Source organism: Lentibacillus amyloliquefaciens, assembly GCF_001307805.1.
Lineage (GTDB): Bacteria > Bacillota > Bacilli > Bacillales > Amphibacillaceae > Lentibacillus > Lentibacillus amyloliquefaciens.
The window spans coordinates 726,329-751,853 of the sequence record NZ_CP013862.1 but is presented as its reverse complement, the minus strand read 5'-3'; the positions used below and the strand labels follow the sequence as shown (position 1 = coordinate 751,853).

Below are 25,525 nucleotides of genomic sequence, written 5' to 3'. Positions count from 1 at the left end.
AATGTGGTCATTTTTTAATAATTTCTTGTGTTTGGCCTAATCTTTAACCTGTAACCGCTCCTGAGTATTTTATGAAGCTCATCATTCGGTTTCCCGTTAATAACTGATACAGCATATTCCCTGCTTAGTGGTTCGCCATTGACAGTAAATCCTTCCGAACTGGCTTTTTCAATTACCTTTTTAATGCTGTTGGTATAAGCATACTCCTTAACAATCCACTTATTGAGTGTATCTGACTCGTCGGACTCAGCAAGATCTATGTAATGTTGCAACCGCTGAACCTCTCTCTTGGCCCTTTCAACTGTAATGAGTTTAACCATAATACACCAGAGTTCTAAATTGTATTTTAGGAACCATTCGACAAGATAGCTTGTAACTCCTTTAATTTAAAAAATCGATTAGGTTAAGTAATTCGCTAACATAGTAAAACCAAAACAGATAAAGATATCAAGAATCAACGGGGTTAATCTTAATTGAATACTGGTGGTCGGGATTTAATATCATTTATAAATATTGATATGTCAGTGTTTATTGGTGAATGTGTGTAAAATATGTAAAAAAAGATAATGACTAGGTTTATTGTAAAGAACCTTAATTTCTTCCATCACAGCAGTTACAAAGAGTTCACAAATGGAGCCCGCCTCTCTACAATTGGCGCTCATATCTTTATATTTTTTACATGATATTGTGCCATTAACTGTCAAGTACCTTTATTCAATATAGGCACCCGATCATTTTTTAGATAATGATTCTGTACCTTGCATTTAAAATTTTTTGTTCAACAAGAGCTTTGAAGTAAGCACCTTCCGGTTTAGCGTGCAAAACTTACGTTTCAAGGTTAAAGTGATTTGAATTATGTCTAAAATTAAGAAACCATGAATAATGGTTAATGACACCAGTCCCATCCTTTGTATAATAGTGCAGAAAGTTGGAGGTAAATTTCCCTCCAAATTCCTATACTATTGAATGAAAGCTACATTTCATTTTCTAATGTATTATAATTCGAATTTGTATATACACCTTATCATGCCTGCGCTGAAAGTTGTCGATCTTTAAACTCCGAATGCCATTCTCTTAGCCCACAAAAGTCATTTTCCAACTCACTTGGATCAGGCGTTGAGATAGGGGCTTCAAATGGTTGAGAATGCTCATACCTTGAATATTTGGTCATTAGTTGATCAAAATAATCACAGTCCGCTTTAGATATTTTTGCAAGGTTACCTATCTTGCCCTTAGTATTAATATCTCTCTTATATCGTTCGACAACATTTGATATGAGCTCATGCTCAATCATTCGTTCAAGAAGTATTCTAAATTCACTGCATAGGGATTTTCCATGAAGTTCGTAGCTTTCTCTACCATATTTATCGTAAATATTTTTTGCTTTTGGAAGGAACTCATTAATAAGATTGTTTAAAACCTTATCAGGCTTTTTAGCAAACACAGGTATGTCACCTGGTTCTCCAGTACCCCATGATTCTTCTCGTATAGCAACAGTACCAGGTTTAACATTTTCTTTTTTTGCAAAATCTTGAACTAGACCTAGAAAAGAGAGACGATGCGTAAAAATTATTACCTGCCGATCTGAGGAAAGAGCACAAAGCCTTTGAACCACTGCCTCCTCATAGCATTGATCGAGTGAAGAAATAGGGTCATCGAATACGAAAGGACCTGAATTATTGCCTATTGTAACGTCTGCTAGAAAAGCAGAGATGGAAACAATTCTTTTTTCTCCCTCACTAAGTATTTCACCAATATTGTTTTGAGTCACCCCATCTAACTTAATCGTATGCAGTACACTTCCTTTTGAAACTTTTGATTTTACTAGTTTTACCTTCAGATGAGAGGCTCCAAATGCATTGAGTTCGTTATTAAATCGCTGAATAAATGCATCTGTAATGTGCGTTTCTGCCAGCTCTCCCTTTTTCCTAGATAGGGCTGTAGATGAGGTTGTTCTTTTTGCCTTTTTAATTTGCTGGAGGTTTTGGAGTCTACTGGTTTCTTCATAAATTTCCTTTTTATAGTTAGTCATCCATCTTTTCGCCATAAGATTTTGTGATATCTGTTTTAATTTTCCACGATTATCTTGCTTGTAATCCTCAGTATATTTACTTGCCAATGATTTATATTGTGTTGAAATATTACGCATTTCTTCTAACCAACTAGGATTTTGGGATATAGCAATTATAACTTCGTCTGAGTGGTCGTCGGATGACTGCAATTTTTCTTTTATTTGTTGAAGTGTTGTGAATGTTTCAATCATAGGATCAATGATTTCTTGCCCCTCTATTCCGGAAGCATTGGCTTTAGTTTTTAAGGTATCTGGATTTGGTATCTCCGATAAACCATTTATATATTGTTCTTTTTCATTTTCTGCTTCTTCTGCCCGTTTTTGAGTCTCACCTTTTATGTACTCTTCAAAAGATATAAACCTTTCTTTTGCTTCTGTAGATAGAGGCTGATGACATAGCACACAAACTGAACCATCTTCAATAAACGGAAAGTTTTTATCCCGACATGCGTATTCATTTGAATATTTTTGGGCAGCACTCCACATCTCTTTCCACACATCAGATCCAATGCCTTCCAGTTTAGAATCATTAAAAGCCTTTTTTGCAGCTGTTTTCGCGGCTGTTTTTTTTGAATTTGCTTTTCTCTTGACTTCAACAATTCTATGACAGTTTTCATAAGACAACTCATCAAGATGTTTTTGAGTCTCCTGAATAAGGTTATCTAAATTTGTGCTTTTACTTTTTAATTTTTCAGCTTTGTCTGCCGGCGACTGTTCCATGAGTCTTTGCTGGATTTCTTGCAATTTTTCTTCGTCCTCTTTAGTAAACGAGGAATAGCTTTCAATTTCTTCGGGGGTAGTTACTGCACTAATTTCTTCTAACCACTTCGCCCCTTCGGATCCCTTTATTTCTTTTGGAAGTTTAGGTATTTTTGGCTTTAATGTCTCTTCTTCTTCCTCTAGTTTGATTTCAACCTTTTTGCAAATTTCAGTAAGTAAACTGAAGAAAGACAGCATTGGGGGTTCATAACTTACTTCATCTTCTCCTTCAATAAATACTTGTCCAAATGAATCATCAAATATATTCACAGAACTAATCTCCTCACAAGAACCCTGACCAGTCCATTCATAAGTTTTAAGCATATTATTTTTCAAAAATGTAATTTTAGCCTCTTGAGTCTTTTTTTCTTGAGCAAAAACATTATTATATAATTTATCTAAAATTTTATCACGAGCCCCACACACATGCTTCAACAATCTTACATACCCAGATTTTCCTGACCCATTACGTCCATAAACCACAACGATATCACTTTCTCCAAATTCAAGAGGAGTTTTCGGAGCTAGTTTATTAATTCCGGAAGTCTCACTAATTGAGCACAAACGTATATCTTCCGATTCACGCGAACTAAAGACACTTTCAGGTATTTTTAAATCTATGTTTGGGAATTCATCGTTTGCTTCCTGTTTGCATAATCTTGTTAATTCTAAAATCATATTATAATTTGGCTCACCCAATTCTAACAACTGCTTTGCTGCAAATTGTATCCATTTAGGTCTTTTGGCTAACCATTCCATCATTGATACACCCATTCCAGTAGTCTCCCTTCATTAATATTATATTTCATTCATCTAACTTTGGATTGACATATATAAACGTTATCAGAAACTACACAAACATTTTCTGTAAAAATCCCTGTTTTTGAGCTTTTAGAGATTCAATCTTTTGAGACTGTAATTCAATACGTCGATCTAACTTCTGGAAGAAATCACCTATCTTTTTTTGTTCTTCAAAATTTGGTATAGACATCTTGATTTCTTTTAATTGCTTATACTTTAAATTCCATGTATCTGGGGTTAGACCCTGTGAATTTACTCTAAATGTGTGAATCATTTTATGAGTCTTAAAATAATATGCAATAAAATCCATGTCTATATCTGCCTTTGAATGTAAAACAGTATAGGCGGGACTTACGATACCTTCGTAACTTGATTTTCCACTGGCCCCCTGCCACATTCTCATAGAATTATAAGCGATATCGTTAACATAGACCTTCTTATAATTACTTTTATTCTTACTCGAGTTATCTTTTCTATCTACTTCGCTGAATTTTACAACCCCATCATCTATTGTTACAGAAAGCAAGTCTCCGAGATCAGAACGTTCTTTTCGCTCGCCTAACGCGTCTTTTATTTTTTTCTCCACCCACTCCGGATAACCATTCCCATTTTCGTCTTTAAACCACAATTCCTGGGTAAAAATCTTTTGCATATACCCCTTTTTTTGCTCTTCCAACAAATCTAATGTTTTCTCTTCCAGTTCGATTTGTCGATCGAGTTTGCTGAAGAAATTACCTATTTTTTGCTGTTCATTATAATGAGGAATTTTTATTTTCCATGATTTCAATTTGGTAGTGCTAATAAATGGCTGATCCGACCCAACCGATTCGCGGTAAACAAATTCTGTTATATATTTATCTAGTAACGGTAAATAGAAATTAGAAAGATTTTTATCAAAAATGATTTTGCCTGCTCTTTGGTAAAGAAGAGCAGGTGAAAAATCATTTCCCACCTTTGCTATTTTTAACTGGCCATTTATTATTGGTCTATTTAAGCCTAATACTATATCCCCATAATTTAATGCGATATTTCTTGAGTCATTTAAGTACTCCTTAGGTAGATATTTTTCTGGTCTTGTTAATTTCATATGCTGAATGTTTTCGCCTTGTAATAGAGGAATCCCTTTCTTGATGTACTCATTATTTTTATAAGCTTTACCTGACTTTATGTCGATTAAATTACTTAACCTTTCTATATTCCATTCTTCTTTGAACTCAGGAAACCTCAATTCAGGTATATTGTTTTGATTTATGGCTATATTGGACATCTTACAACACCCCGAGTTCTTTCAAGTATCCATTAATCTCTTCTTCGAGTCCCACAATTTTTTGGTCGATATCTTGGATATCCTGTTGCACCTTATCCAGATCGACCGGTTCTTCCTCTTCAAACGTATCAACGTATCTTGGAATGTTAAGGTTATAATCATTTTTCCGTATTTCATCTAAAGTGGACACATAGCTAAATTTATCGAGTGTTTCCCGATTGCGAAATGTCTCCACGATTTTATTGACGTCTTCATCAGCTAGATGGTTTTGGTTCCTTCCTTTTTCAAAGGACTGCGATGCATCAATAAATAAAACATCTTCGTCTTGCTCCCGGCATTTTTTAAATACGAGAATACAAGTAGGAATCCCCGTGCCGAAAAACAAATTAGATGGAAGCCCGATAACCGCATCCAGATAGTTCTTTTCTTCAATCAAATATTTCCGAATCGTCTCTTCGGCTGCTCCTCGGAATAACACGCCATGGGGAAGAACCACGGCCATTTTTCCGTTATCATCTAAATGATAGATCATGTGCTGTACAAAGGCGAAGTCTGCTTTTGATTTCGGTGCCAATTTTCCGTAATTGCTAAAGCGTTCATCATCCAAAAAGGACGGATCGGCACTCCATTTCGCACTGTAAGGTGGATTCGCCACGACAGCTTCAAACTGTCCATCAACGACCGCCGGATGCTCTAACGTATCGCCGTTCGCAAGAGAGAAATTATGGTAATTAACATCATGCAGCAACATATTCATACGAGCCAAGTTAAAGGTGGTATTGTTATATTCTTGGCCGTAATAATGCCGCACATTAGCTTCCCGACCTACGCGTAATAGTAAGGATCCGGAACCGCACGTTGGGTCATACACGTTCTTTAAATCTTTTTTACCGGTGGTTACAATTTTGGCTAGAATTTTCGAAACCTGCTGCGGCGTGTAAAACTCACCTGCTTTTTTCCCGGCTGTAGCCGCAAACTGCCCGATGAGATACTCATAGGCATCTCCCAACATATCGATCTCCATATCCCCTTGAACAAATGGCAAGGCTGCTAAATTCATCATGACTTTGGAAATGAGTTTTGTCCGTTCCGCGTTGGTATTCCCCAAACGGGATGAGTTTAGATCCATATCTTCAAACAGGCGTTCAAATTCATCTTCACTATCTTCGCCACGAGTTGAAGCTTCAATATGGTTAATGGCTCGGTGGAGATCTTCGATTTCAAATGTCTGATTTTCAATCTTTTTGACTAAATGACTGAACAGATCCTGCGGTTCAATGACATAACCTATACGGGCGATCAACTCTTGCTTGAGGACGTCCTGGTATTCGTCGTTCTGCCAGGCTTCTTCATACGTGATATTGTCTTCTGCTAAGAGCTGTTCCACCTGCTGCTCGGTGTTTTCCGAAAGAAAACGATAAAAGATTAACCCTAGAATATAATTGCGAAATTCACTGGCGTCCATATTGCCGCGTAAGTCATTGGCAATATCCCATAGTTTCTTCTGTAAATCAGCCTGTTGCTGGCGCTGTTTTTCTGTCGTTGTCATACATGTTCCCCCTTAAAAAATTGTTGCGCTAAATACTGGTCCATTAATGTTTCGCGTTTTTGCCGCAAATATTGGATTCGTTTTCGGTTTTCGTTGACCTTTCCCATACGTTGTTGCTTATCAAGAGGGGGCAGCGTGATATGCAAATCCTGCAATTGCCGAGCCGTTATTTTCTGTACTGAACTGCTTCCCTGTTTCATCTGGTGACGCTGTGCAAGAGCTTCTGGCGACCAGTCCCACCAATACACAAAATAAAAGGGATCGATACGGTCAGTATCAACCTCAATATGCATAAAATTATAGGGGAGAATGGCCCCGGTATGGTCGGGGGAAACGATCGCGCATTTCTCCGTCATGAGCTGCATGACAATATTCCCTTCGTAAATGCGCTTCGGATCCGAAGCGTCACCGAGTGTGATCGTTTTGGGAGTATCCGAATCCCGGATGTATTCCCCTGCGTCCTTATCCAGCATTTGCCGATCATAGACCATGGACGGTACCCCCTGATCGGCTTCGGTTAAACGTTGGAGAAGGGTTCCGTTATGATAGGCAAAAAAAGCCGTCACAACACGACCTCCTTTTTGTAGTTTTTTTAAACTACAACTAATATAACACAAATTTTAATTGTAGTAAATGAAAACTACATAATTAAATGAATTCCGGTACGCTATACTTTTCGACAGTCGTTTGGATAAATTGTTTAATCTGGGTCACTTTCTTATTACACACAAGCAGACTGCCGGTTAGGCCTTGATCAATCACATTGCGGTTAATATGACCACTAAATTCATATTCATGAATAAGTTGACGGAGTATATCTGCCGGATAATCCTGGGCTTCCGCAAATTGATCGATTTCAGCTTCTTTTTGCTGGTCTTCAAAATCATAGAACGCTTCGTCTACATCTTGATCTGTTTCCAAATCCGGAACGACTTTATCGAGGAATTCTCGGATTAAATCGGCTTTAAGACGCAGCTGGTCGTCATCGGCTTTATCCAGTAACTGATGGATCTGATTGCGCCCTTTGTCTCGTTCTTCTGAATCTTGCAGGTTAAGGTCTCGAAGGAGATCCATGATGTATTGCACGTTAATGACATCGTTGCGCAGCACTTCGATGTGAAAATCGATATCATCCAGCACGGATTCCCCATCTTCGCCGCCTTTTCCGCGTTGAATCACGCTATCGTAAAGGGTGAGATATTTGCTTTTATAGTCTTCAAAGGATTGTTCTCCAATTCCTAAGGTAGCTTCATCAAAGGTGAATTCATCGAAGGTTTTCAGTTTCACCATGGTATTGGCTAAATCCCGGTAAGCTAATACAAATTCACGCTGATCTTCCTCTTTCTCTAACTGATCAACATCCATCGGGGTAGGAGCGATTCGAAAAACGCGCTGAAGAATATCCTGAAAATGGCTTAAATACTCTTCATAGGAGGAACTCAGCACAGTATCAGTACTATCCGTTTGCGAAAAGATCTCAATGGCTTCATCAGTTCTGGATTTTAAATCTCGGTAACAAACAATGTTGCCGTAAGGCTTTGTTGCTTTTTCCACGCGATTGGTACGAGAAAACGCCTGAATCAACCCGTGATGTTTTAAGTTTTTATCGACATACAAGGTATTAAGCTTTTTGCTGTCAAAGCCGGTTAAAAACATATCGACGACAATTAAAATATCAATTTTATTTCCCGGCATGGCTTGTTTCATGCGTTTAGAAACATCCGCAAAATAACTGCTAAAGGTATCCGAGGAAAAGTTGGTTTGGAACATGTGATTGTAATCATCGATCGCTTGATCCAACAATTCTCGGGAATACACGGGATCATCCTGTTCCTCTTGATCTTCATTGGCGGCGTAAGTACAGATCGTCGCAATGTTTAAATCGTGCTCCCCTGATTCCTTGGCTTCTTGAAAAGCTTGATAATATTTCCAAGCCATTGGAATGCTTTGAACCGTCAAAATGGACGTATACATTCTCTCGCGCGTTTTTTTATGATGATTTGCCAAGATATGATCGGTTACATTTTGGATCCGTTCATCTGCCATCCAGATTTCATCCGTATTGATACGTTCCACATATTCATCTGGAACATCCCGTGCCATCTGGTCAAACGTATTCACATATTCGACAGAAAAGCCAAGGACATTGCCGTCCCGTATGGCGTCTTTAATAAGATAGTAATGCAGGCATTTATCAAAAATATCGGCTGTCGCGCGTCCGTCCTGGCTGGCATTTTCTTCAAACCGCGGCGTTCCTGTAAATCCAAAGTACTGCGCGTTTTGGAAATGCTCTCGGACGGACCGATGCATATCCCCGAATTGCGACCGGTGGCATTCGTCAATAATGAAAATGACCTTATCCTTCTGATACCGATCCATAACGGGATGCCCCGATTTAATGGCGTTATCCATTTTTTGAATCGTCGTCACAAGCAAAGGCCGCATCGGATCTCCCAGTTGTTTCAGCAATTTCTTGGTATTGTTCGTAAAATCCACGGCATCTTGTTCAAATTTATTAAACTCCGCCAAAGTTTGATGGTCGAGGTCTTTCCGGTCCACCAGAAAGATCACTTTTTGGATGCCTTCTTCCTGAGCTAATATTTGGCTTGCCTTGAAGGACGTCAACGTTTTTCCACTTCCGGTGGTATGCCAGATATAGCCATTATTATTGGTTTCTAGTGCTCGCTGTAACAAGGATTCCACCGCATAAACCTGATACGGACGCAACACAATCAGCTGGCGGTCGGTTTCATTGAGAACCATATAACGACTAATCATTTTAGCTGCATGGCAAGGGTTTAGAAAGTCTTCCGTGAAATCCTTCAAAACATTGATGCGTTCGTTTTTTTCGTCACTCCAATAAAACATGTTTCCTTTGTAAATCGTCTGGTCACTGTTAGCATAATAACGGGTCTCCATTTTATTACTAACAACAAAGAGCTGAATAAAACGGAATAAGCCCGTATAGTTTTGCTTTCGATAGCGCTCGATCTGATTAAATGCTTCCGATATGGCCACGCCACTGCGTTTTAACTCCATTTGGATGAGAGGTAGGCCGTTCATCAAAATGGTAACGTCATAACGGCTTTTATAGGTATCATGCACACTGACCTGATTCGTCACTTGAAATGTGTTTTGACACCATTTTTGCGTATTAAAGAACTCTAGATAGACCGTTGTTTCGTCGTCTCGTTCTAACACGTATTTATCCCGAAGCATCATGGCGCTGTCAAAGACGTTTTTTCCTTCTATATCCGTGAGGATACGATTGAATTCCCAATCGGTGAGGGGTTTCCCATCTAACTTATTCTGGTGCCGTTCATTTAAAATGGATCGGAAATTTGCTTTCAGCTGTTGCACATTATGTATGGATATGCGTTCATAGCCCGATGCGTTTAATTGTTCTAACACTTCTTCTTCTAGTTGCAATTCGCTTTGATAAGACACTTTTTCCTCCCCTTTCATTCTATTATTTTCAAGAATACCTGTAGTTTTTTAAAACTACATAAAACATAACATAGACCTTTGGCGTAGTAAATGAAAACTACGCATCAGTTAAAATTATCCTTCTGTTCCTTATCCGAGCAGGAAATGATTCGTAGATTGAGGGGCCACTGTGGGAAATAGTGGTATTTAAACGCAACCTATCAGTTTTTTTATTTTAGTGTAAAATAGGGGGTAACACTAGCAAAACGCGGAAAACGTACGTTAAGGAAAAAATGCTCCTTCACATGAGTGACACTGGCGTTATATATTTTATATGATTAACGGGAGTAGTTCATTTCCTAATGGCATGTCCGTTAAATCAAATCAAATTAATATTCTCCTAGAAATTGAGTGGGTAGGCAGACGTTGTAAAACAATACAAGTATAGAACTAATAATTATTTTCAACCAAACCTTTGTCTTTTATTGAACAACCCTAATTGAACACTTTGTATCCCAATCATGCAGTTTTTCAATTTGTTTATCAAGGGTGTATTCTGGCTAAACAAAAAAATCATCTTATAGTGCAATGAATTAAATGCCAGCCGATTTTTCCCTGAATATTACCTAAAAATATATTTTCTAGACTATGGATACTCTCGCATATGAATATTTCATCGAAACCCCCAATTTTGGCTTATGATTTATGACACTTACTTATGAAACCTTTCTAAGACTGCTATTATGCGAATCAGGCTTTTGGTGTCAAAACTTCTAAGTTATGACACCACATCATGATTTTCTCCTTTACAAAAGACACAGCACTTCTCAGAGATCAAGTGGCATACACTTTTGTGAATTTCATACATTTTAATCCACAGATGGGAAGATTGTTGAAGCTTACGAAAGTGTCACTTTACATTAAAAATCTGTTCCAAAACTAGGCAAACACACAATTTAAGTTCTCCTCATATAGTATATAAAACTGTATGGGGAATGCGGTATGGCAAAGGAGTACTCGGAACGCAATAACCGGAACAGCCGTACAAAATGACATTTGTTTGAAATTATAGGGGCGGCCATCGTTGTATTATCCATAGCTCTATTATTTTTTGCGCCTGACGCGCTGTCACAATTGTTTGACACGATTATAAAAGAAGTCAAACCGGTTGTTGTCGATACCTTCCTAACCGGTGAAGTGGGTATTGCGATTATAGTCAGTGTTATCATGGGGCGTATACTGGAACGCCTCGGTTTTACTGATGGTTTAATACGTATTTTCGTGCCGATTATGAAATGGTTTGGTATCAATCCGGCAGTTATCATCCCGAGTGCTTATAACATTCTTGGTGATATTAATGCTGCCGGGAAAATTGCTGGTCCCATTCTTGTAAAAGCAAAAACCACCAAATCCGAACAAAAGATAGCTGTCGCGACAATGATTCAATCACCCCAATCGTTTGCTACATTTGTGTTGGGGCTAATTGCATTGGCAGCGTTTGGTATCAATTCATTTCCACTTGTCATTCTGTCTATATTTGTACCATTAATTGTTGTTCCGTTTCTGCTTTCACGCACGTTATACCGAGACACCAAAAAGGTTGTCCTGGATGAATTGCCACGATTCACACCAAACACTCGATTCATGAACACGATTTTTTCTTCTGCAAAAGAAGGTGCCGAATTATTGTTTTTGATTATCATACCAGCCGTTGCGGTCGTATTCTTCTTTATTGGGCTCCTTGAGTTCTTCGGCGTCTGGGGGATGATTGAATCCAATCTGGCTACCGTGCTTACGCTATTAAGCATTGAACCAGAAACTGGCATTGTCTCCATTCTGGCTGCTCCGACGCTGGCGGTTGCCCAGATGACTGACCTGGCATCCTCCATTGACCCTCGCTTGATTGTTGGGTCATTTGTTCTGGCCAACTCGGGCCTGCCACTGTCTGTTATATTCGGTCAGGTCCCCGTGACATGGGCGGAAACATCTGACTTAAATGAAAAAGAAGTTCTGGAAGCATCGATTATTGGCATGATTCTTCGAATAGCCACAGCCTGTCTGCTTGGTTATTTCCTAACACCTTTTTTGGGAGTGTAATTTATGTCTGAGGAATGCATGATACGTGGTGGTAAACTTGTCACTGTGACTTCTCGGGGTACATTACATGACGGTGCAATCGTCATAAAAAATGGAAAAATTGAAGCGGTTGATGAATGGAATTCCCTTCAAAAAAAATATCCCAGTATAAATGTCATCGACTATTCCGACTACGTCATAACACCAGCACTCGTTGACTGTCATACACATCTATTGGAGTTTGCCCCGACGACATTGTACCCGGTCACATCCGAGACACACTTTTTGGGTGGTAAAACGATTCTTTTCGAGGCGTTATCTTCCGGTATAACTGCGCTCGGCGAACAAATCTGCGGTCATCCACTCTCTGATTTTTCGATTGATGATTATCGCGATGCCGTTAAAGATTTCCCTATGGACATCTCATTTGCTGCTACCAGCATTTCTATCGGGTTTGATAAACTGGTGCATTTCACATCTGTTACTAAATCAACACCGGTCAGCCAGAAAGAATTGTCTAACACTGCACTGGTTACTGACATGGCTCGGCAAAGTGACTATCCCGGAGAGAACATATTTATCAATGCAACACCGGCTAATTTTAAAGCAAGTGAAGTTCCACATGCAGGTGAGATCATCTATTCATTCGATGACTTAAAAAAGATTGCTGACATTTATCACAACGAAGACAAACAAATCGGCGTCCATGTCGCAGGCGAAACGGCAATACAGATGGCCTTAGATGCAGGTATAGATATATTGCATCATGCCCATGGCATTAGAAATAAACAAATCGATCAGGCCGCCAAACAAAACATTTGTATTATTGCAACGCCGCTTGGGGGTACACATCTGCAGCCAAATTCTCCAGAAAACATCCATAATTTAATGAGCAACAACATCCCTGTTTCGATTGCAACGGATGCTTATCTTCCGCCATATCCTAATATACCATGGCTCGATGTTGATAACCAAACATTATACGGCCCTGACAGCCTCATGCCAATTGCCCATCCAACAATGGAACATTTAAAAGCGAATGGGTATAACGAAAATGATATCTTGGCGTTACTAACTAAAAATTCGGCTACGATTCTAGGAAAAGAAAGGCAATTTGGTAGCCTTGCAGAAGGATTGGATGCTAATTTGATTGTTACCGGAGGTGTGCCAGGGCTGGAAATTACGAATGTTTCTGAGATTAAGAACGTGTTCTTTAGGGGAGAATGGTAGTTGAGCGTTGAAACTCAAACTTAAACATCCACTGCAATCTTGACTTATTTACAAATTATGAATATAGTGATGAACCTATAAATACACCCATCCTTTGTTTTTATCTATTATTAATCAATCACAACCTCCATAACATCTTCAAGGAGAACTGCCGTATTTTCCTCATCGTCAAATTGTAAAGTACCCGTTAATGGATCAGTTACCAATAACTTCCCTCTTAGTTTTTGAGTATCATGTACACCATGATTGTAATATTCTACCTCGACCGTAAGATCATTTTGTAAGGCAAGTTGCAACTTGGCATTAAGTTCAAACTGCTTTTGCTCATCTAAAACTGGTTTCTTCTTATATTCTTGTTCATGCCACATTTGCTGTAGCATTTCCTCATGTTCAGGCATCATCATAGCAGTCCACTTTTTTGTTCCTCTGTCATTAACTTCACTCATTACTTAACCTCCATAATCAAACATTTGTTCGTATTTTAGCATAAAAATAAAATTTATTCAATATGGACTTTACTCGCCCAGTTCTCCTTCTAACAGTTCCAACTCAAATACACCCACCATTACACATAAAATTTAAAAAGTTTTCATTCCTTCCCCCTTTTTGCGTCTTCCTTTCGACTATAGGGGTAGGAGGGGATATTCATGGAAAAAATTATTGATGGACACTTAGTTGGGTTTGGATCCGTAAAGGAGATAGAACACTTGAAAGAAGATTATTATGGAGAGTTTACAGATGCCGGTATGTCCGAGAAAATTTTCAGTGTTTATAAGAGTATGCCAAGCAAGGAAAAATGTAAGCGCATGTGTGCAGAGATGTCTGGAGAAGTAATCACTTATAAATTAAACGAAAAGGATTAATGGACATGCTCGACAAGTTCGCTATAAAAAATGTTGTTGAATGCTGGTTTGGCAAACATTTATCCTCGGTTTTCAACTTCGAAAATTGAATTAACAGCTAAGCAATTTACAATGAAAAATCCCCCACAACTTTCTTCATTCGTTGTGAGGGATTTTTTACTGGCCATTAATGTTTTATATCAACGACCAACCTGGATGAGAACTCAGGACTTTCATATTCGACATTTTCCTTTTTTAAATTAAAATCTGCCACAAACATCCCGTCTCCCTCTGAATAGTCAACAGATGATAATGTCGGACTGTTTGCGATTTCAATTGTGCCACCATCCTCGTCCAAATTTCCGTTTATTTCACCATAAGGTATTTTTACTTTTAATTCACCGTCACTTTCAGTTATCTCATAGTTTTCGATTGTCTTGTTCAGATCAAAGACAACCCGGGTATAACTGGCGTGAACAGCATGTCTTATATCTTCCACATATGTTGGCGAGACCTCTGCTTCTCTGCTGGCCTGATGATCATTATAGGATGCTGTGATCCGGCCCTGTCCTTCTTTTTCTGCATGGAACGTTCCATTTTCCACATAACCGATATCATTTGAAACATCCCATTCGATTGAAGCAGGATCAATATTCATTTTCTCACCATGCTTATTAAATCCATTTACTTTTAGATCAACATCCTGACCGGGAGCGGCTGTCAAATCCAGCGGCAACATACCCAATATGCCATCCTGCTTATAAGGCGGTGAACCGCTTGGATATGGCGGATACATAAGATATTGATTTCGCACGTTCTCAACCCATGTATCCAAATCTTCCTGCCAGGACCCTATAATATCTTCAACCGGCTGATCATTCATAATCATGTCAGGAACTTCTGTGTCTCCAATCAGATTGGCATAACTGGACGTCATATCAAATTCCTCTGGATTTTGATCACGCATCGCATCAACGAGATGCAGCCCCAAATCCACAAGGTCTATCCTAGAAGGCTTATCTATATGAACCTGTACCCCTCCAACCATTTCACCCTCGTATTTTCCAAACTGGGGTGTGAAATAGGCGGATCTGAACGTTACACCGGCAATATCACGGTTACTCATTTCTTCAGCCAAAGCCTCGCCGTCAATCCACGGGGCACCAACTAATTCAAACGGTCTGGTCGTTCCAAGGCCGGTCGTCAACGTGGTGTCATCCAACAATTCGGTTCCAGCATACAAATAAGCTGTGTTCTGCGTTGGTATATTAGGGGAGGTCATCACCCAGGGCAGCCCTGTATCCTCAAAATGCATTGTCCGCTTCCAACCCTTCATTTGCGCTACCTTTAAATTTACGCCCATACTATATTCATGGTTCCACATAGCCGCCAATTCCCCAACTGTCATGCCATGTCTAACCGGCAGCATAAACCTTCCCATAAAACTGACTGCATCTTCAGAACGCACCGGACCCTCAACTTTTGTGCCGCCAATTGGATTCGGCCTGTCCAATACAATCAATTCTTTATCGTGTTCCGCTGCTGCTTCCATCGCAAATCCCAGTGTATAGATGTAGGTGTAAACGTTCGATCCGATGTCCTGAATATCAAATAAGAGGACATCCACATCCTTAAGCATGTCTTCCGTCGGCTTCCATGTTGGCCCGTATAAACTATAGACAGGCAGCCCTGTTTTGTCATCGATATAAGATTCGACATACTCTCCGGCTTCACGATTGCCACGTATACCGTGTTCCGGCCCATACAATGCCGTTAAATTCACCTCGGGGTGATTGTGCAGCAAGTCAATACTGCTTTCCATATTGCTTGCCACACCTGTCGGATTCGTTATCAAACCAACCCGTTTGTCCTTAAGCCAATCCAAATTTTTATCCAATAAAACTTCAATGCCCGGCGTTACCTTTTGATTACCATTATTGCTTTTATTGCCTGCAGTGTCATTAGCACTCGGGGTTATCTGCGAAGTTGTTAAAGCCAACACAAGAATCAAGGTCGTCATCATTATTAATTTCAACGTTCTCATAATTACACTCCTCAAATGATATTATCGAGTGATGTATGATCATGAAGATTTTCCAGTGCTGCACTCCTCGACTAAACGATTAACTTTCTCATGTAAATCGTTCTGGTTCCGATACATCTCAATCATCTCTTCAATCAGACTCTTTTCAGACATGACCGTCATTAAATGGTCCTGAGCATGAACCAGCAATACCGACAGGTTTGTTAACCCCTCCTTTGTATCTTCCTGAATAAACTTTGTCTGTATTTTATGCGCTGCCAATAACTCATCAGAGGCTTGCTTCATCTTTGGTTCAACTTGATCAAATGCTGCTTTTCTGGCATGTTGAAGCGCTTCGTGCAGATAATTTTTGGCATTTCCAGCATGTAAAATGATCGTCATTGAAAAGTTCTCAACATTCATGGCTCAGCCCTCCATAATGGATTAGATTTAGAGAATAATTTTTCAGCCATTCTTTAACTCTTGTGTTTGTTAAAACTTCTAATTCTTTCATTCTAGTATTATTATAGCTGCTTTTGTCACGCAACCAGGAATCCATAAATGCAGGATGGCACATAATTTCCGTAACGCCAGATTCTAAACGCGACAAGATACCCAGCAAATTTTCAATCGACACATGCTTTTCGCCATAAAATTCCTTGCAGAAAAAATCTATAGACGACACATCTTTTCTTATCTCAGTTTCGGAAAATTTACGGATGGGTATTTGACATTGCTCCGCTATTTCCAAAACCACTTCCGTTACACCGGGCATATGCAAATGCATATGATGATGACTATCGATATGCGTCACATTTCCATACCATTTGTAAAGCAACTCCAATTGAGCTTCCAGCTCGTCTTTCAAATCTTGCTTTTCAGCAGATTCCATTAATGATTTCCCTTTTAAAAAACGACCTGTTCTGTCTGTTAAACTACTATTACTCGAAAAAACAGGGTGGCCTGCATCCAGAACGAAATGCAAGCCTAATCCCAAATCAGGGTATTGTTTAGCCTCTGTCAGACTTTCTTTTGCATATTCTGTGTTCATCATCGCAGTAGTGCTTGAAATAACGCCATATTGATGTGCATAAAGTATTCCTGCTGTTACCCCGGGTGACAGACAAAAGTCGTCAGCGTTGATTATTACCTCTGGTGCCTTCTTTTCCATTAGCACATTCTCCTTATTCCTCTTTAGTGACTGCAGCTGAATCGTTTTCTTTTTCTTCCTGTACAAGTTTTTTATCATACAAACGGAAAAACGGGTAATAGATAAGGATTGCAACGATTAGATTTATAGTCATTAATACACCGCCACGCCAATCACCTGTGGTCAATATACCTGAAAATGGAGGGGGCGTCGTCCACGGTACAATCACATAAGGTTTTCCTACAAATCCGAGTGACATGGAAAAGTACGTGATTATCCCAACAGCCAATGGCGCCAGTATAAAAGGTATGAATAACAACGGGTTCATCACGATGGGGGCACCAAATACGACCGGCTCACTAATATTGAAAAAACTCGCCCAAATGGATCCCCGTCCGAGCCCCTTTAAGTGCTTTGATCGTGCCCGCCAAACAAATAAAATCGTTAATGCCAACGCCATACCTGAACCACCTACAGCCCACCAGATCGCCATAAAAGGCTGACCAATAATATGCGGAAGTTCCTCACCGGCTTGTTGTGCGGCCACATTCTGTTCTGTCAGACTATACCATATCGGGGCCATAACGCTGGCCACAACTGAAATGCCATGAATACCAAAAGACCATAACAAGTGAATTAGAATGATGGCAATGATAGCTCCCCATAAACTTCCACCCATTGATTCCAGTGGCTGACGTAGTACAGCACCAACGACGCCATGCAGGGACAAATCAAAGGCATTTTTTAATATAAGATCTATCCCCCATACAGCAGCAATAATCACTGCCCCTGGAATTAAGGCTGTAAAAGCACGCCAGACAGAGGGCGGCACCCCTTCAGGCATACGAATCACAATATTTCGCTGTTCAAAAAAACGATAGACTTCAACTGTAAAAAGAGCCAGCACAATCGCAATAAACAGGCCTTCACTGCCCATTAAGTTTAATGGTATATTACCGTTTTCAGTGAGCGGTGTTGCAACAAAAAACGCTGCAAGACTGAGCACACCTGCTGACAGTTCATCCATCTCGTAACTTTTGGCAAGACTATAGGCAATCGAAAATACTGCAACAAGTCCCAGAAGCCCAAATGTTGCATCCACTGGTATACTGAGAGCGGGGGCATACGGTTCCATAAATTTCGACCATGATTCAACAGGCGGAGATGATATGATTAAAAATATACTACCGATGATCAACAATGGCATTGTTGCAACAATACCATCCCTGATTGCCTTCAAGTGACGTTGTTCAGACATCTTTCCCGCAACAGGCATAAAATAACGTTCCATAAATTCATTAAAACGGTTCACTGTTATCCCCCTTTAATTATTCAACTCCAGTGCTTGGTCAAGCACCTTCTCCCCATCCGTAACGCCATACGCTTTCATATCAATAACAGCCATCGGTATATTCGCTGCTTCTGCTTTTTTAGACAGTTCATTTTTCTTATAACGTATCTGTGGTCCCAACAAAATGACATCAGAATCCTTCAGCTGTTCTTCAATATCATCTACAGAATGTGCCTCGATTTCGGCATCAATCCCCCGGCTATCAGCTGCCTTTTTCATCCTTTCTACTAAAAGACTTGTACTCATGCCTAACGCGCATAGTAACGTGATTTTCATAGATTGCTATCCCCCTTGAAAAATTGTTAGTTAAATTGTGGTAAAAAATCCTTGTTTATTAGCAACATTTCATCTAAAATTTTTTTTGCCCGTTCAGCAGACGGGACAAGCGGATGTAGTGTCAATGCCTGATGCGCAAGCCCTTTGTCACCATACACAGCCGCATCCACTGTGAGTTCTTCATACGCTTTGACATTTTGCAAAAGCCCCCTAATCTGTGGTGAAACTTCACCAACTTGAAGCGGTGTTATCTGATGGCTTTCCACAACACAATTGACTTCTATACTCACATCATCAGGCAGACACGTAATCGTCCCGTTATTTCGAACATTTAGTGTATGCACATTTTTTGTATTAAGATGAATTGATCTGATTAAATTAATGGCTGCTTCAGAATAATAAGCTCCGCCTCTTTGCTCCAATGCTTTAGGTTTTTCCTCTTGTTCAGGGTCCCTATAGATGTCAAACAATTCATTTTCAAGTGATTGAACTTTATCAGCACGTGTCTCATTTTGTTCAAATTGCTTAAGCTGCTCACTCAGAATTTGATCTGTCTGATAGTAATACTTATGGTAACCACATGGGATAGCACCCAAAGACTTCAGAAATTCCAAATCCCATCCAAAAGCAGGTATGTTTTTTGCTTCATAACTATCTGACCGGCCGGTGAAAATATCTTCTATCCTTGATTTTCCTTTAATATACAAACCGGTTATCCAAATCAAGTGGTTAATCCCCGTGAAATTAATGCTGACGTCATCAATCGAAACATTATAGGTTTCAGCAAATTTCTTATAAAAATTAATGGGATTATTGCACAACCCTACCACTTTCACATTACTATATTTCAGGATGGCTTCTGTAATAATGCCAGCAGGGTTTGTGAAGTTCAACAACCATGCACCTGGTGCCAATTCCTCGATATCCCGGCAAATATCAAGTAAAACCGGAATGGTTCGCAGGGCTTTCATGAATCCCCCTGCCCCGGTTGTTTCCTGCCCCACGACACCATGTTTAATTGATATATATTCGTCATGCCGCCGCATGGCCAGTTGTCCAACTCTAATTTGTGAAATAATATAACCAGCATCTTTTATGGCTTTTCTTCTATCGATAGTCGTAAAAGTCTTTATGGAACACCCGGTTTTTTTAACCATTCGCTTAGTTAAACCTTCAATAATGGCCAACTTTTCTTTGCCCGCTTCTACATCTACCAGCCAAATTTCAGATACGTTCAAAACTTCCTGATGGCTAAGAATTCCTTCTATTAACTCAGGTGTATAGGAAGATCCCCCTCCAATCACGGTTAGTTTCAGTCCTTTCAAAGATAACCACCCTTTCTTGTGATAATTCAATTCATCTAATATTATTATTTTATAATGAAAGCGCATTCATTTTAAGTTGGATTTTTTCCGTTGACAGTGGCAATAAGTTAACCATACATAGATGAGGGTAACCATTTACATGGCTACCCTCACCTCATCGAAATGCCCTACTAAGACACTGTTTTTTCAACGTAAGCGTCAAATAAAATACACATAGGATTAAAAGGGTATCATGCGATAATCTTCTTAGAAATTAATTCGGGAGGTTATGCGATGACCCTAAAAGACAAACGAATAGAATGGAAAGCGCGCTATGATGCCTGGAAAGAAAGCGGACAAAGTGTAGCTGAATGGTGTCGTACTCAGGAAATCAAAGTCCACCAAATATATTATTGGGTACAGCGATTCGAGAATAACGAGGTTTCTCCGGAACCGGAGCCAACACAATGGCTCGCTGTCCAAGTAGACGATGAAACCATAGCTTCTGAAGGAAAAGGACCCATCTTTATTCACTTTGACGCCATCTCCGTCGAAGTACGGCCAGGCGCCAATGTTGGCCTACTGTCTGATATCATCCATGTCCTGCAAAACCAATGCTGACGAATTTTCAATTCGAGCGCGTGTACTTGGCACGCGGCAACACAGATCTTCGCAAATCCATCGATGGGTTGGCGGTCATTGTAAAAGAATGCTTTGATCTTGATCCCTTTTCCCCTTGTCTGTTCGTGTTCTGTAATCGTAAACGTGATAAGCTGAAGATTCTCCAATGGGAGCACAATGGCTTTTGGCTCCATTACCGCAGACTGGAAAGAGGGACATTCCATTGGCCATCCGAGAAGGAAACGGCACCCATGAATATCAGCCCACGCCAACTTCGTTGGCTGTTAGATGGTTTGCCAATTGAACAGAAGCAGGCACACCGGGAAGTGAAAGCACGTACCATTCTATAAAAAATTGAAATATGGAAATACGGGAATTCGACTGGGCAAGTCGGATTCTTTATCATATACTTATTTTATGGGAAAAACAGCGCATACATCAAACAAATCAATTGAATATTATAAAGCGCAAAATGAAAAGCTTGAGATGGAAAACGAGGCGTTAGAGACGAAATTAAAATGGTACGAAGAACAATTTCGGCTAAGCCAACAACGCAGGTTCGGCTCCTCCAGTGAGAAGACTGATGAAGACCAGCTCTCCCTTTTCAATGAGGCCGAAGTTACAACTGACACGACTGTTGAAGAACCAACTGTCGAAACGATTACATATAAACGCAAGAAACAGCGCGGTCAGCGTGAACAAAAGCTGGAAAACCTGCCTACGGAAACGGTTAAGTACCGTTTATCCGATGAGGAACAGGCCTGTTCGTGCTGCGGCGGAGAGCTACACGATATGAGCACGGAAGTGCGTAAAGAATTAAAGGTTATTCCTGCGCAAGTGAAAGTCGTGGAGCACGTACGCCACGTATATGGCTGTCGCCATTGTGAACGCCATGAAATTGAAACGCCTATCGTGACAGCGAAGATGCCGGAGCCGGTATTTCCAGGCAGCCTGGCCTCTCCGTCCGCAATGGCCTATACTATGACACAAAAGTATGTGGAAAGCATGCCACTGTATCGGCAAGAGAAACACTTAGAACGCTTCGGTGTGTCTATTCCACGCCAGACACTGGCCAATTGGACGATATACGGTGCCAATACCTGGCTTGAGTTGATTTACAATGAAATGCACGCACGACTATTGGAGCTAGATGCATTGCATGCGGATGAGACGCCATTACAAGTTTTATCCGAGCCGGAACGGCCCGCAACATCGAAATCCTACATATGGCTGTATCGTTCTGGACAAGCTGATGTGCCAATTGTCCTGTACGATTATCAGCAAACCCGGGCTGCCAAACATCCACGCCGATTTCTGGAAGGCTTTCAGGGATATTTACATGTAGACGGGTATTCCGGCTATAACGCTCTCCCTAACGTCACTTTAGTCGGTTGTTGGGCGCATGCGCGCCGTTATTTCACGGAGGCGCTCAAGGCACTTCCGGAATCCGCGGCCACTACGTCCGTGAAGGCTAAAGAAGGCTTGGCCTTCTGTAATAAGCTTTTTGATATTGAACGTGATTTAAAGGACAAAAGTCCACAAGAACGCTATGAAAAGCGTTTAGAGCGCAGCCAGCCCGTGCTGGAGGCTTTTTTAGCATGGCTTCAAGAACAGACGCCACGCGTATTGCCGAAAAGCGCCTTTGGCAAGGCAATCAAATATTGTCGTAAACAATGGGAACGTTTAGAGGTATTCTTAGAGGATGGCCGATTGGATATCGATAACAATCGAGCAGAGCGATCCATTAAGCCTTTTGTGCTTGGAAGGAAAAATTGGCTTTTTAGCAATACCGCAAAGGGAGCAAGATCCAGTGCGATTATCTATAGTCTTGTGGAGACGGCCAAGGAAAATGGACTGAATCCATTCAACTACCTTAGCTACCTGTTTGAAGAGCTTCCCAATATGGATACAACAGATAAAGCCCAATTGGCTCAGCTTCTGCCGTGGTCCACGACACTTCCTGAGGAATGTCGCGTTCCTAATAAATCTAAATAAAGCATACACCAAACCCCGCCTGCATTAATAGGTGGGGTTTATTTGACGCTTACCGGACTCGACCACAAACAAAATCCAGTCTGACTTAAAAACACAGACTGGATAATGACAATATATTATCGAACGGTTGCTTGTCCGCCATCAACAGGAAGAAGTTGTCCTGTGATAAACCGGGAGGCATCACTTGCCAAGAAGGTCATAACCGGACCAAGATCTTCATCCGGGTCACCGTATTTGCCACCAAGTGGAATTTCTTTACGGTTTTCTGCTTCCATTGCTTCCAGTTGTTCTGGTGTTAATTGTGACCGTGCAGCCTCATACATTGGCGTATGGATAGCCGGAAGAACAGCATTTACACGGATGCCGTGTGGTCCCCATTCAGCTGCAACACTGCGGGTCCAGGACATAACAGCACCTTTTGACGCAGAATAAAGTGTTGCGCCAGCTTCTTTACGCAAGCCTGAAATGGATCCATAGTTTATAATGACACCTTTATCCTGATCACGCATTGCTTTGAATGCTTCCTGGTTGGTAATCATGGTGCCACGAATATTGATATTCATTAGGAAATCGAAGTCCTTATCGGTGATATCTGCTGCAGGGATAGAACGTTGAACAGCAGCTACATGGGCTAAGACATCCAGACCGCCCATTTCGTCGATTGCCTGTTTGAAAACAGATTGAACCTCTTCACGATTGGAGATATCACAGTGGTAATAGGTAGCTTTACCAGGGCTCTCTTTTGTCACTTCTTCAGCTACTTTTCGGCCATCTTCATCATTTACATCAATTGACGTAACGGTTGCGCCTTCTTTTACATAGGTGCGAACTGTTGCGGCAGCCATTCCACTGGCGCCACCAGTTACAATAATTCGTTTGCCTTCTAGTTGCATTTAAATCACCTCTAGTTAATATTTTGTAGTAAATGTTCTTTCTACTATATTTTACTACTTTTTCTATTCATATGTCTTGAATGGCGCTTCTTATGGAAGGTTGATTTAATAGGAAGAAGTCACTTGTCTATTGCTCGCTCATATCATTATAACCTGCAATAGAAGCAAGAATTAAACCTATGGCAATGATGAATATAAATGAATAAAATATTAACTTGAATCCAATGCATCCACACTTTTTCAGCACTAAATCGTTGTTCGTTTTGTCGTCAACCCCTATTCCAGAATTGCGCCCGTGAATGGAACTGTTAAAGAATCCTGTCACATTAAATATCATACTTAAAAGGAACTCGTCTATTTCTTTAGTTGAGAATGTTTGAATTAACGCAGCTTCAATTACAGAAAATCATGCTCCAGTGAAAAAGCAACGCTTGTTACGAAATATATAAATTTGTTGCTTCCTCGCTATTTAATGTTTAGTCTAATGTTTCATATAGCTGTCCATACTGGGTAAAAACTATTAAATTACCCGGGAGTGTTGGCTTTATGAAGAATTTTGAAGAAAAGTATAATATGTTTCAATCTGCCTTGGAAATACCTGAACCTTGGTATGTTTTTCATCATGAACTGGCAAAAGATGAAAAGACCTTACACATCTATATCGAATACAGATCAGGTGCTGAATTTACATGTCCTAACTGTGGAAATCCAGGCTGTAAAGTCCATGATATTTATGATCAGGATCGCACATGGCGACACCTTGATTTTTGGCAATATCAAACATTGCTTCATGCCAGAATGCCGCGTGTTAATTGTGAATCCTGCGGTAAAATACGTACCGTCAAGATAGACTGGGCACGGCCGGGTGCCGGGTTTTCATTATTCTTTGATTATCATGTGATGTCCTTAATGGCTGAAATGCCTGTGGCAGCTGTTGCTCGTAAGGTTGGTGAACATGATACCCGTCTCTGGCGTGTATTTAAGTATTATGTTCATCAAGCGATGAAGGAGCTTGATGTCTCCAGTGTGACACGCGTCGCCATTGATGAAACATCCCGTGCCAAAGGACATAAATACGTGACACTGTTTATCGACACGGATACTAAACGGTTATTGTTCGCCACAGAAGGAAAAAGTTCAGATGTATTACAGGACTTTTGCCAGTTCCTTGAACGCAAAGGCGTTTCCCCTTCCCAAATCAGGGAAATATGTTCGGATATGTCGCCTTCGTTTATAGCAGGAATTGAAGCGAATTTCCCCGATGCATCGATCACATTTGATAAATTTCATGTCATGAAGCTGGTGAACGAAGCATTGGATAAGGTTCGCAAACATGAACAAGCGACCGAACCATTACTGAAAAATTCACGTTACGTGTGGCTAAAAAACCAAGAAAATCTAACCAAAAAGCAGGACAGTAAATTCCAGAAACTTAAGGACATGGACTTAAAAACAGGGCGTGCCTATCGCATAAAATTATCCCTCCAGAAGATGTGGCAACTATCACCGCTATCCTCTGATATTTATTTTGATGCATGGTATGACTGGGCCATCCGTTCACAGTTGGAACCTATGATCAAGGCTGCAAAGTCACTGAAAAAGCACAAGGACGGTATTTTAAGGTGGTTCATTACCAAATTGACCAATGGGCTGCTTGAAGGCATAAATGGCCTGGTTCAAGCTGCCAAGAGAAAGGCTCGAGGTTACCGCTCTACGGACAATTTCATCGCCATGATCTACGCGACAGTTAACAAACTTGATTTAATTGTTGAGCCATGACTATAGTGTTTCCTTCGTTTGCTTGCCAACTCTCCCTTGGATGCTTTACAGGTTGTCAAGCGCTTTCCTTGACGACCTGTAAAGCATCCAAGACAATACAGGCAGCAAACAA

The 25,525-nt window shown here is 40.4% G+C and carries 22 protein-coding genes; 7 read left to right on the top strand and 15 right to left on the bottom strand.

Going from position 1 to position 25,525, the window contains the following annotated elements; genetic code table 11:
• Positions 1–14 precede the first annotated feature (14 nt).
• From AOX59_RS03740 to AOX59_RS03715, 6 genes are all read right to left on the bottom strand, one after another.
• Positions 15–272, bottom strand: coding sequence for a hypothetical protein (locus tag AOX59_RS03740; protein WP_169792859.1), 258 nt, complete (start codon positions 270–272; stop codon positions 15–17).
• Between the two features lie 752 nt (positions 273–1,024).
• Entirely contained in the window at positions 1,025–3,604 is a 2,580-nt protein-coding gene (locus AOX59_RS03735; protein WP_068442024.1) for an AAA family ATPase, read from the bottom strand.
• A 76-nt stretch (positions 3,605–3,680) separates the two neighbouring features.
• Complete coding sequence (locus AOX59_RS03730) at positions 3,681–4,898, bottom strand: restriction endonuclease subunit S (RefSeq protein ID WP_082684117.1); 1,218 nt, start codon at positions 4,896–4,898, stop codon at positions 3,681–3,683.
• Between the two features lies 1 nt (position 4,899).
• Positions 4,900–6,447 (bottom strand): type I restriction-modification system subunit M, encoded by a 1,548-nt coding sequence (locus tag AOX59_RS03725; protein ID WP_068442020.1) that lies wholly within the window; start codon positions 6,445–6,447, stop codon positions 4,900–4,902.
• Positions 6,444–7,013, bottom strand: coding sequence for a restriction endonuclease subunit S domain-containing protein (locus AOX59_RS03720; protein WP_068442018.1), 570 nt, complete (start codon positions 7,011–7,013; stop codon positions 6,444–6,446). Before AOX59_RS03720 ends, AOX59_RS03725 begins: the two co-directional genes overlap by 4 nt.
• 82 nt (positions 7,014–7,095) lie before the next feature.
• The gene (locus tag AOX59_RS03715) at positions 7,096–9,894 is read right to left on the bottom strand and encodes a type I restriction endonuclease subunit R (RefSeq protein ID WP_068442015.1); all 2,799 of its coding nucleotides are present in this window, start codon (positions 9,892–9,894) and stop codon (positions 7,096–7,098) included.
• 1,035 nt (positions 9,895–10,929) lie between these two features.
• On the opposite strand from AOX59_RS03715, the gene AOX59_RS03710 reads away from it, so the two are divergent.
• The gene (locus AOX59_RS03710; protein WP_156418633.1) at positions 10,930–11,970 is read left to right on the top strand and encodes a hypothetical protein; all 1,041 of its coding nucleotides are present in this window, start codon (positions 10,930–10,932) and stop codon (positions 11,968–11,970) included.
• A 3-nt stretch (positions 11,971–11,973) separates the two neighbouring features.
• Positions 11,974–13,179: an amidohydrolase family protein gene (locus tag AOX59_RS03705; protein WP_068442011.1), complete on the top strand. Its 1,206-nt coding sequence runs from the start codon at positions 11,974–11,976 to the stop codon at positions 13,177–13,179.
• Between the two features lie 110 nt (positions 13,180–13,289).
• Here the strand turns inward: AOX59_RS03705 and AOX59_RS03700 are convergent, their stop codons facing one another.
• Positions 13,290–13,625: a YolD-like family protein gene (locus AOX59_RS03700; protein WP_068442009.1), complete on the bottom strand. Its 336-nt coding sequence runs from the start codon at positions 13,623–13,625 to the stop codon at positions 13,290–13,292.
• Between the two features lie 201 nt (positions 13,626–13,826).
• Between AOX59_RS03700 and AOX59_RS03695 the strand changes: the two genes are divergently transcribed.
• Positions 13,827–14,042: a hypothetical protein gene (locus AOX59_RS03695; protein WP_068442005.1), complete on the top strand. Its 216-nt coding sequence runs from the start codon at positions 13,827–13,829 to the stop codon at positions 14,040–14,042.
• Positions 14,043–14,208: 166 nt separating this feature from the next.
• Here AOX59_RS03695 and AOX59_RS03690 read toward each other — a convergent pair whose 3' ends face one another.
• The 6 genes from AOX59_RS03690 to AOX59_RS03665 are packed head-to-tail and all read right to left on the bottom strand — an operon-like array spanning position 14,209 to position 20,146.
• Positions 14,209–16,065 carry an exo-beta-N-acetylmuramidase NamZ family protein gene (locus AOX59_RS03690; RefSeq protein ID WP_082684116.1) on the bottom strand — a complete coding sequence of 619 codons (1,857 nt, stop codon included), beginning with the start codon at positions 16,063–16,065 and terminating at the stop codon, positions 14,209–14,211.
• 39 nt (positions 16,066–16,104) lie between these two features.
• Positions 16,105–16,467: a PTS lactose/cellobiose transporter subunit IIA gene (locus AOX59_RS03685; protein WP_068442002.1), complete on the bottom strand. Its 363-nt coding sequence runs from the start codon at positions 16,465–16,467 to the stop codon at positions 16,105–16,107.
• Positions 16,457–17,215 (bottom strand): carbohydrate deacetylase, encoded by a 759-nt coding sequence (locus AOX59_RS03680; protein WP_068441999.1) that lies wholly within the window; start codon positions 17,213–17,215, stop codon positions 16,457–16,459. Before AOX59_RS03680 ends, AOX59_RS03685 begins: the two co-directional genes overlap by 11 nt.
• 13 nt (positions 17,216–17,228) lie before the next feature.
• Complete coding sequence (celB, locus tag AOX59_RS03675; protein ID WP_068448118.1) at positions 17,229–18,485, bottom strand: PTS cellobiose transporter subunit IIC; 1,257 nt, start codon at positions 18,483–18,485, stop codon at positions 17,229–17,231.
• Between the two features lie 33 nt (positions 18,486–18,518).
• Complete coding sequence (locus AOX59_RS03670) at positions 18,519–18,821, bottom strand: PTS sugar transporter subunit IIB (RefSeq protein ID WP_068441996.1); 303 nt, start codon at positions 18,819–18,821, stop codon at positions 18,519–18,521.
• A 26-nt stretch (positions 18,822–18,847) separates the two neighbouring features.
• On the bottom strand, positions 18,848–20,146 hold the full coding sequence (locus tag AOX59_RS03665) for a 6-phospho-beta-glucosidase (RefSeq protein WP_179946422.1): 1,299 nt from the start codon (positions 20,144–20,146) through the stop codon (positions 18,848–18,850).
• A gap of 273 nt (positions 20,147–20,419) precedes the next feature.
• On the opposite strand from AOX59_RS03665, the gene tnpA reads away from it, so the two are divergent.
• From tnpA to tnpC, 3 genes are all read left to right on the top strand, one after another.
• Positions 20,420–20,746: an IS66 family insertion sequence element accessory protein TnpA gene (gene tnpA / locus AOX59_RS03660; protein WP_068440256.1), complete on the top strand. Its 327-nt coding sequence runs from the start codon at positions 20,420–20,422 to the stop codon at positions 20,744–20,746.
• The gene (gene tnpB, locus AOX59_RS19110) at positions 20,740–21,096 is read left to right on the top strand and encodes an IS66 family insertion sequence element accessory protein TnpB (RefSeq protein ID WP_082684070.1); all 357 of its coding nucleotides are present in this window, start codon (positions 20,740–20,742) and stop codon (positions 21,094–21,096) included. Before tnpA ends, tnpB begins: the two co-directional genes overlap by 7 nt.
• A 67-nt stretch (positions 21,097–21,163) precedes the next feature.
• Positions 21,164–22,741: an IS66 family transposase gene (tnpC, locus tag AOX59_RS03655; RefSeq protein ID WP_068448116.1), complete on the top strand. Its 1,578-nt coding sequence runs from the start codon at positions 21,164–21,166 to the stop codon at positions 22,739–22,741.
• A 116-nt stretch (positions 22,742–22,857) separates the two neighbouring features.
• Here the strand turns inward: tnpC and AOX59_RS03650 are convergent, their stop codons facing one another.
• Together AOX59_RS03650 and AOX59_RS19980 are read right to left on the bottom strand one after the other, a co-directional pair.
• Positions 22,858–23,634, bottom strand: a complete 777-nt coding sequence (locus tag AOX59_RS03650; protein ID WP_068441989.1) for an SDR family NAD(P)-dependent oxidoreductase — start codon at positions 23,632–23,634, stop codon at positions 22,858–22,860.
• A 127-nt stretch (positions 23,635–23,761) separates the two neighbouring features.
• Positions 23,762–23,959 carry a hypothetical protein gene (locus AOX59_RS19980; RefSeq protein ID WP_169792858.1) on the bottom strand — a complete coding sequence of 66 codons (198 nt, stop codon included), beginning with the start codon at positions 23,957–23,959 and terminating at the stop codon, positions 23,762–23,764.
• A gap of 221 nt (positions 23,960–24,180) precedes the next feature.
• Between AOX59_RS19980 and AOX59_RS03645 the strand changes: the two genes are divergently transcribed.
• Positions 24,181–25,413, top strand: coding sequence for an ISL3 family transposase (locus AOX59_RS03645; protein ID WP_068440383.1), 1,233 nt, complete (start codon positions 24,181–24,183; stop codon positions 25,411–25,413).
• Positions 25,414–25,525 lie beyond the last annotated feature (112 nt).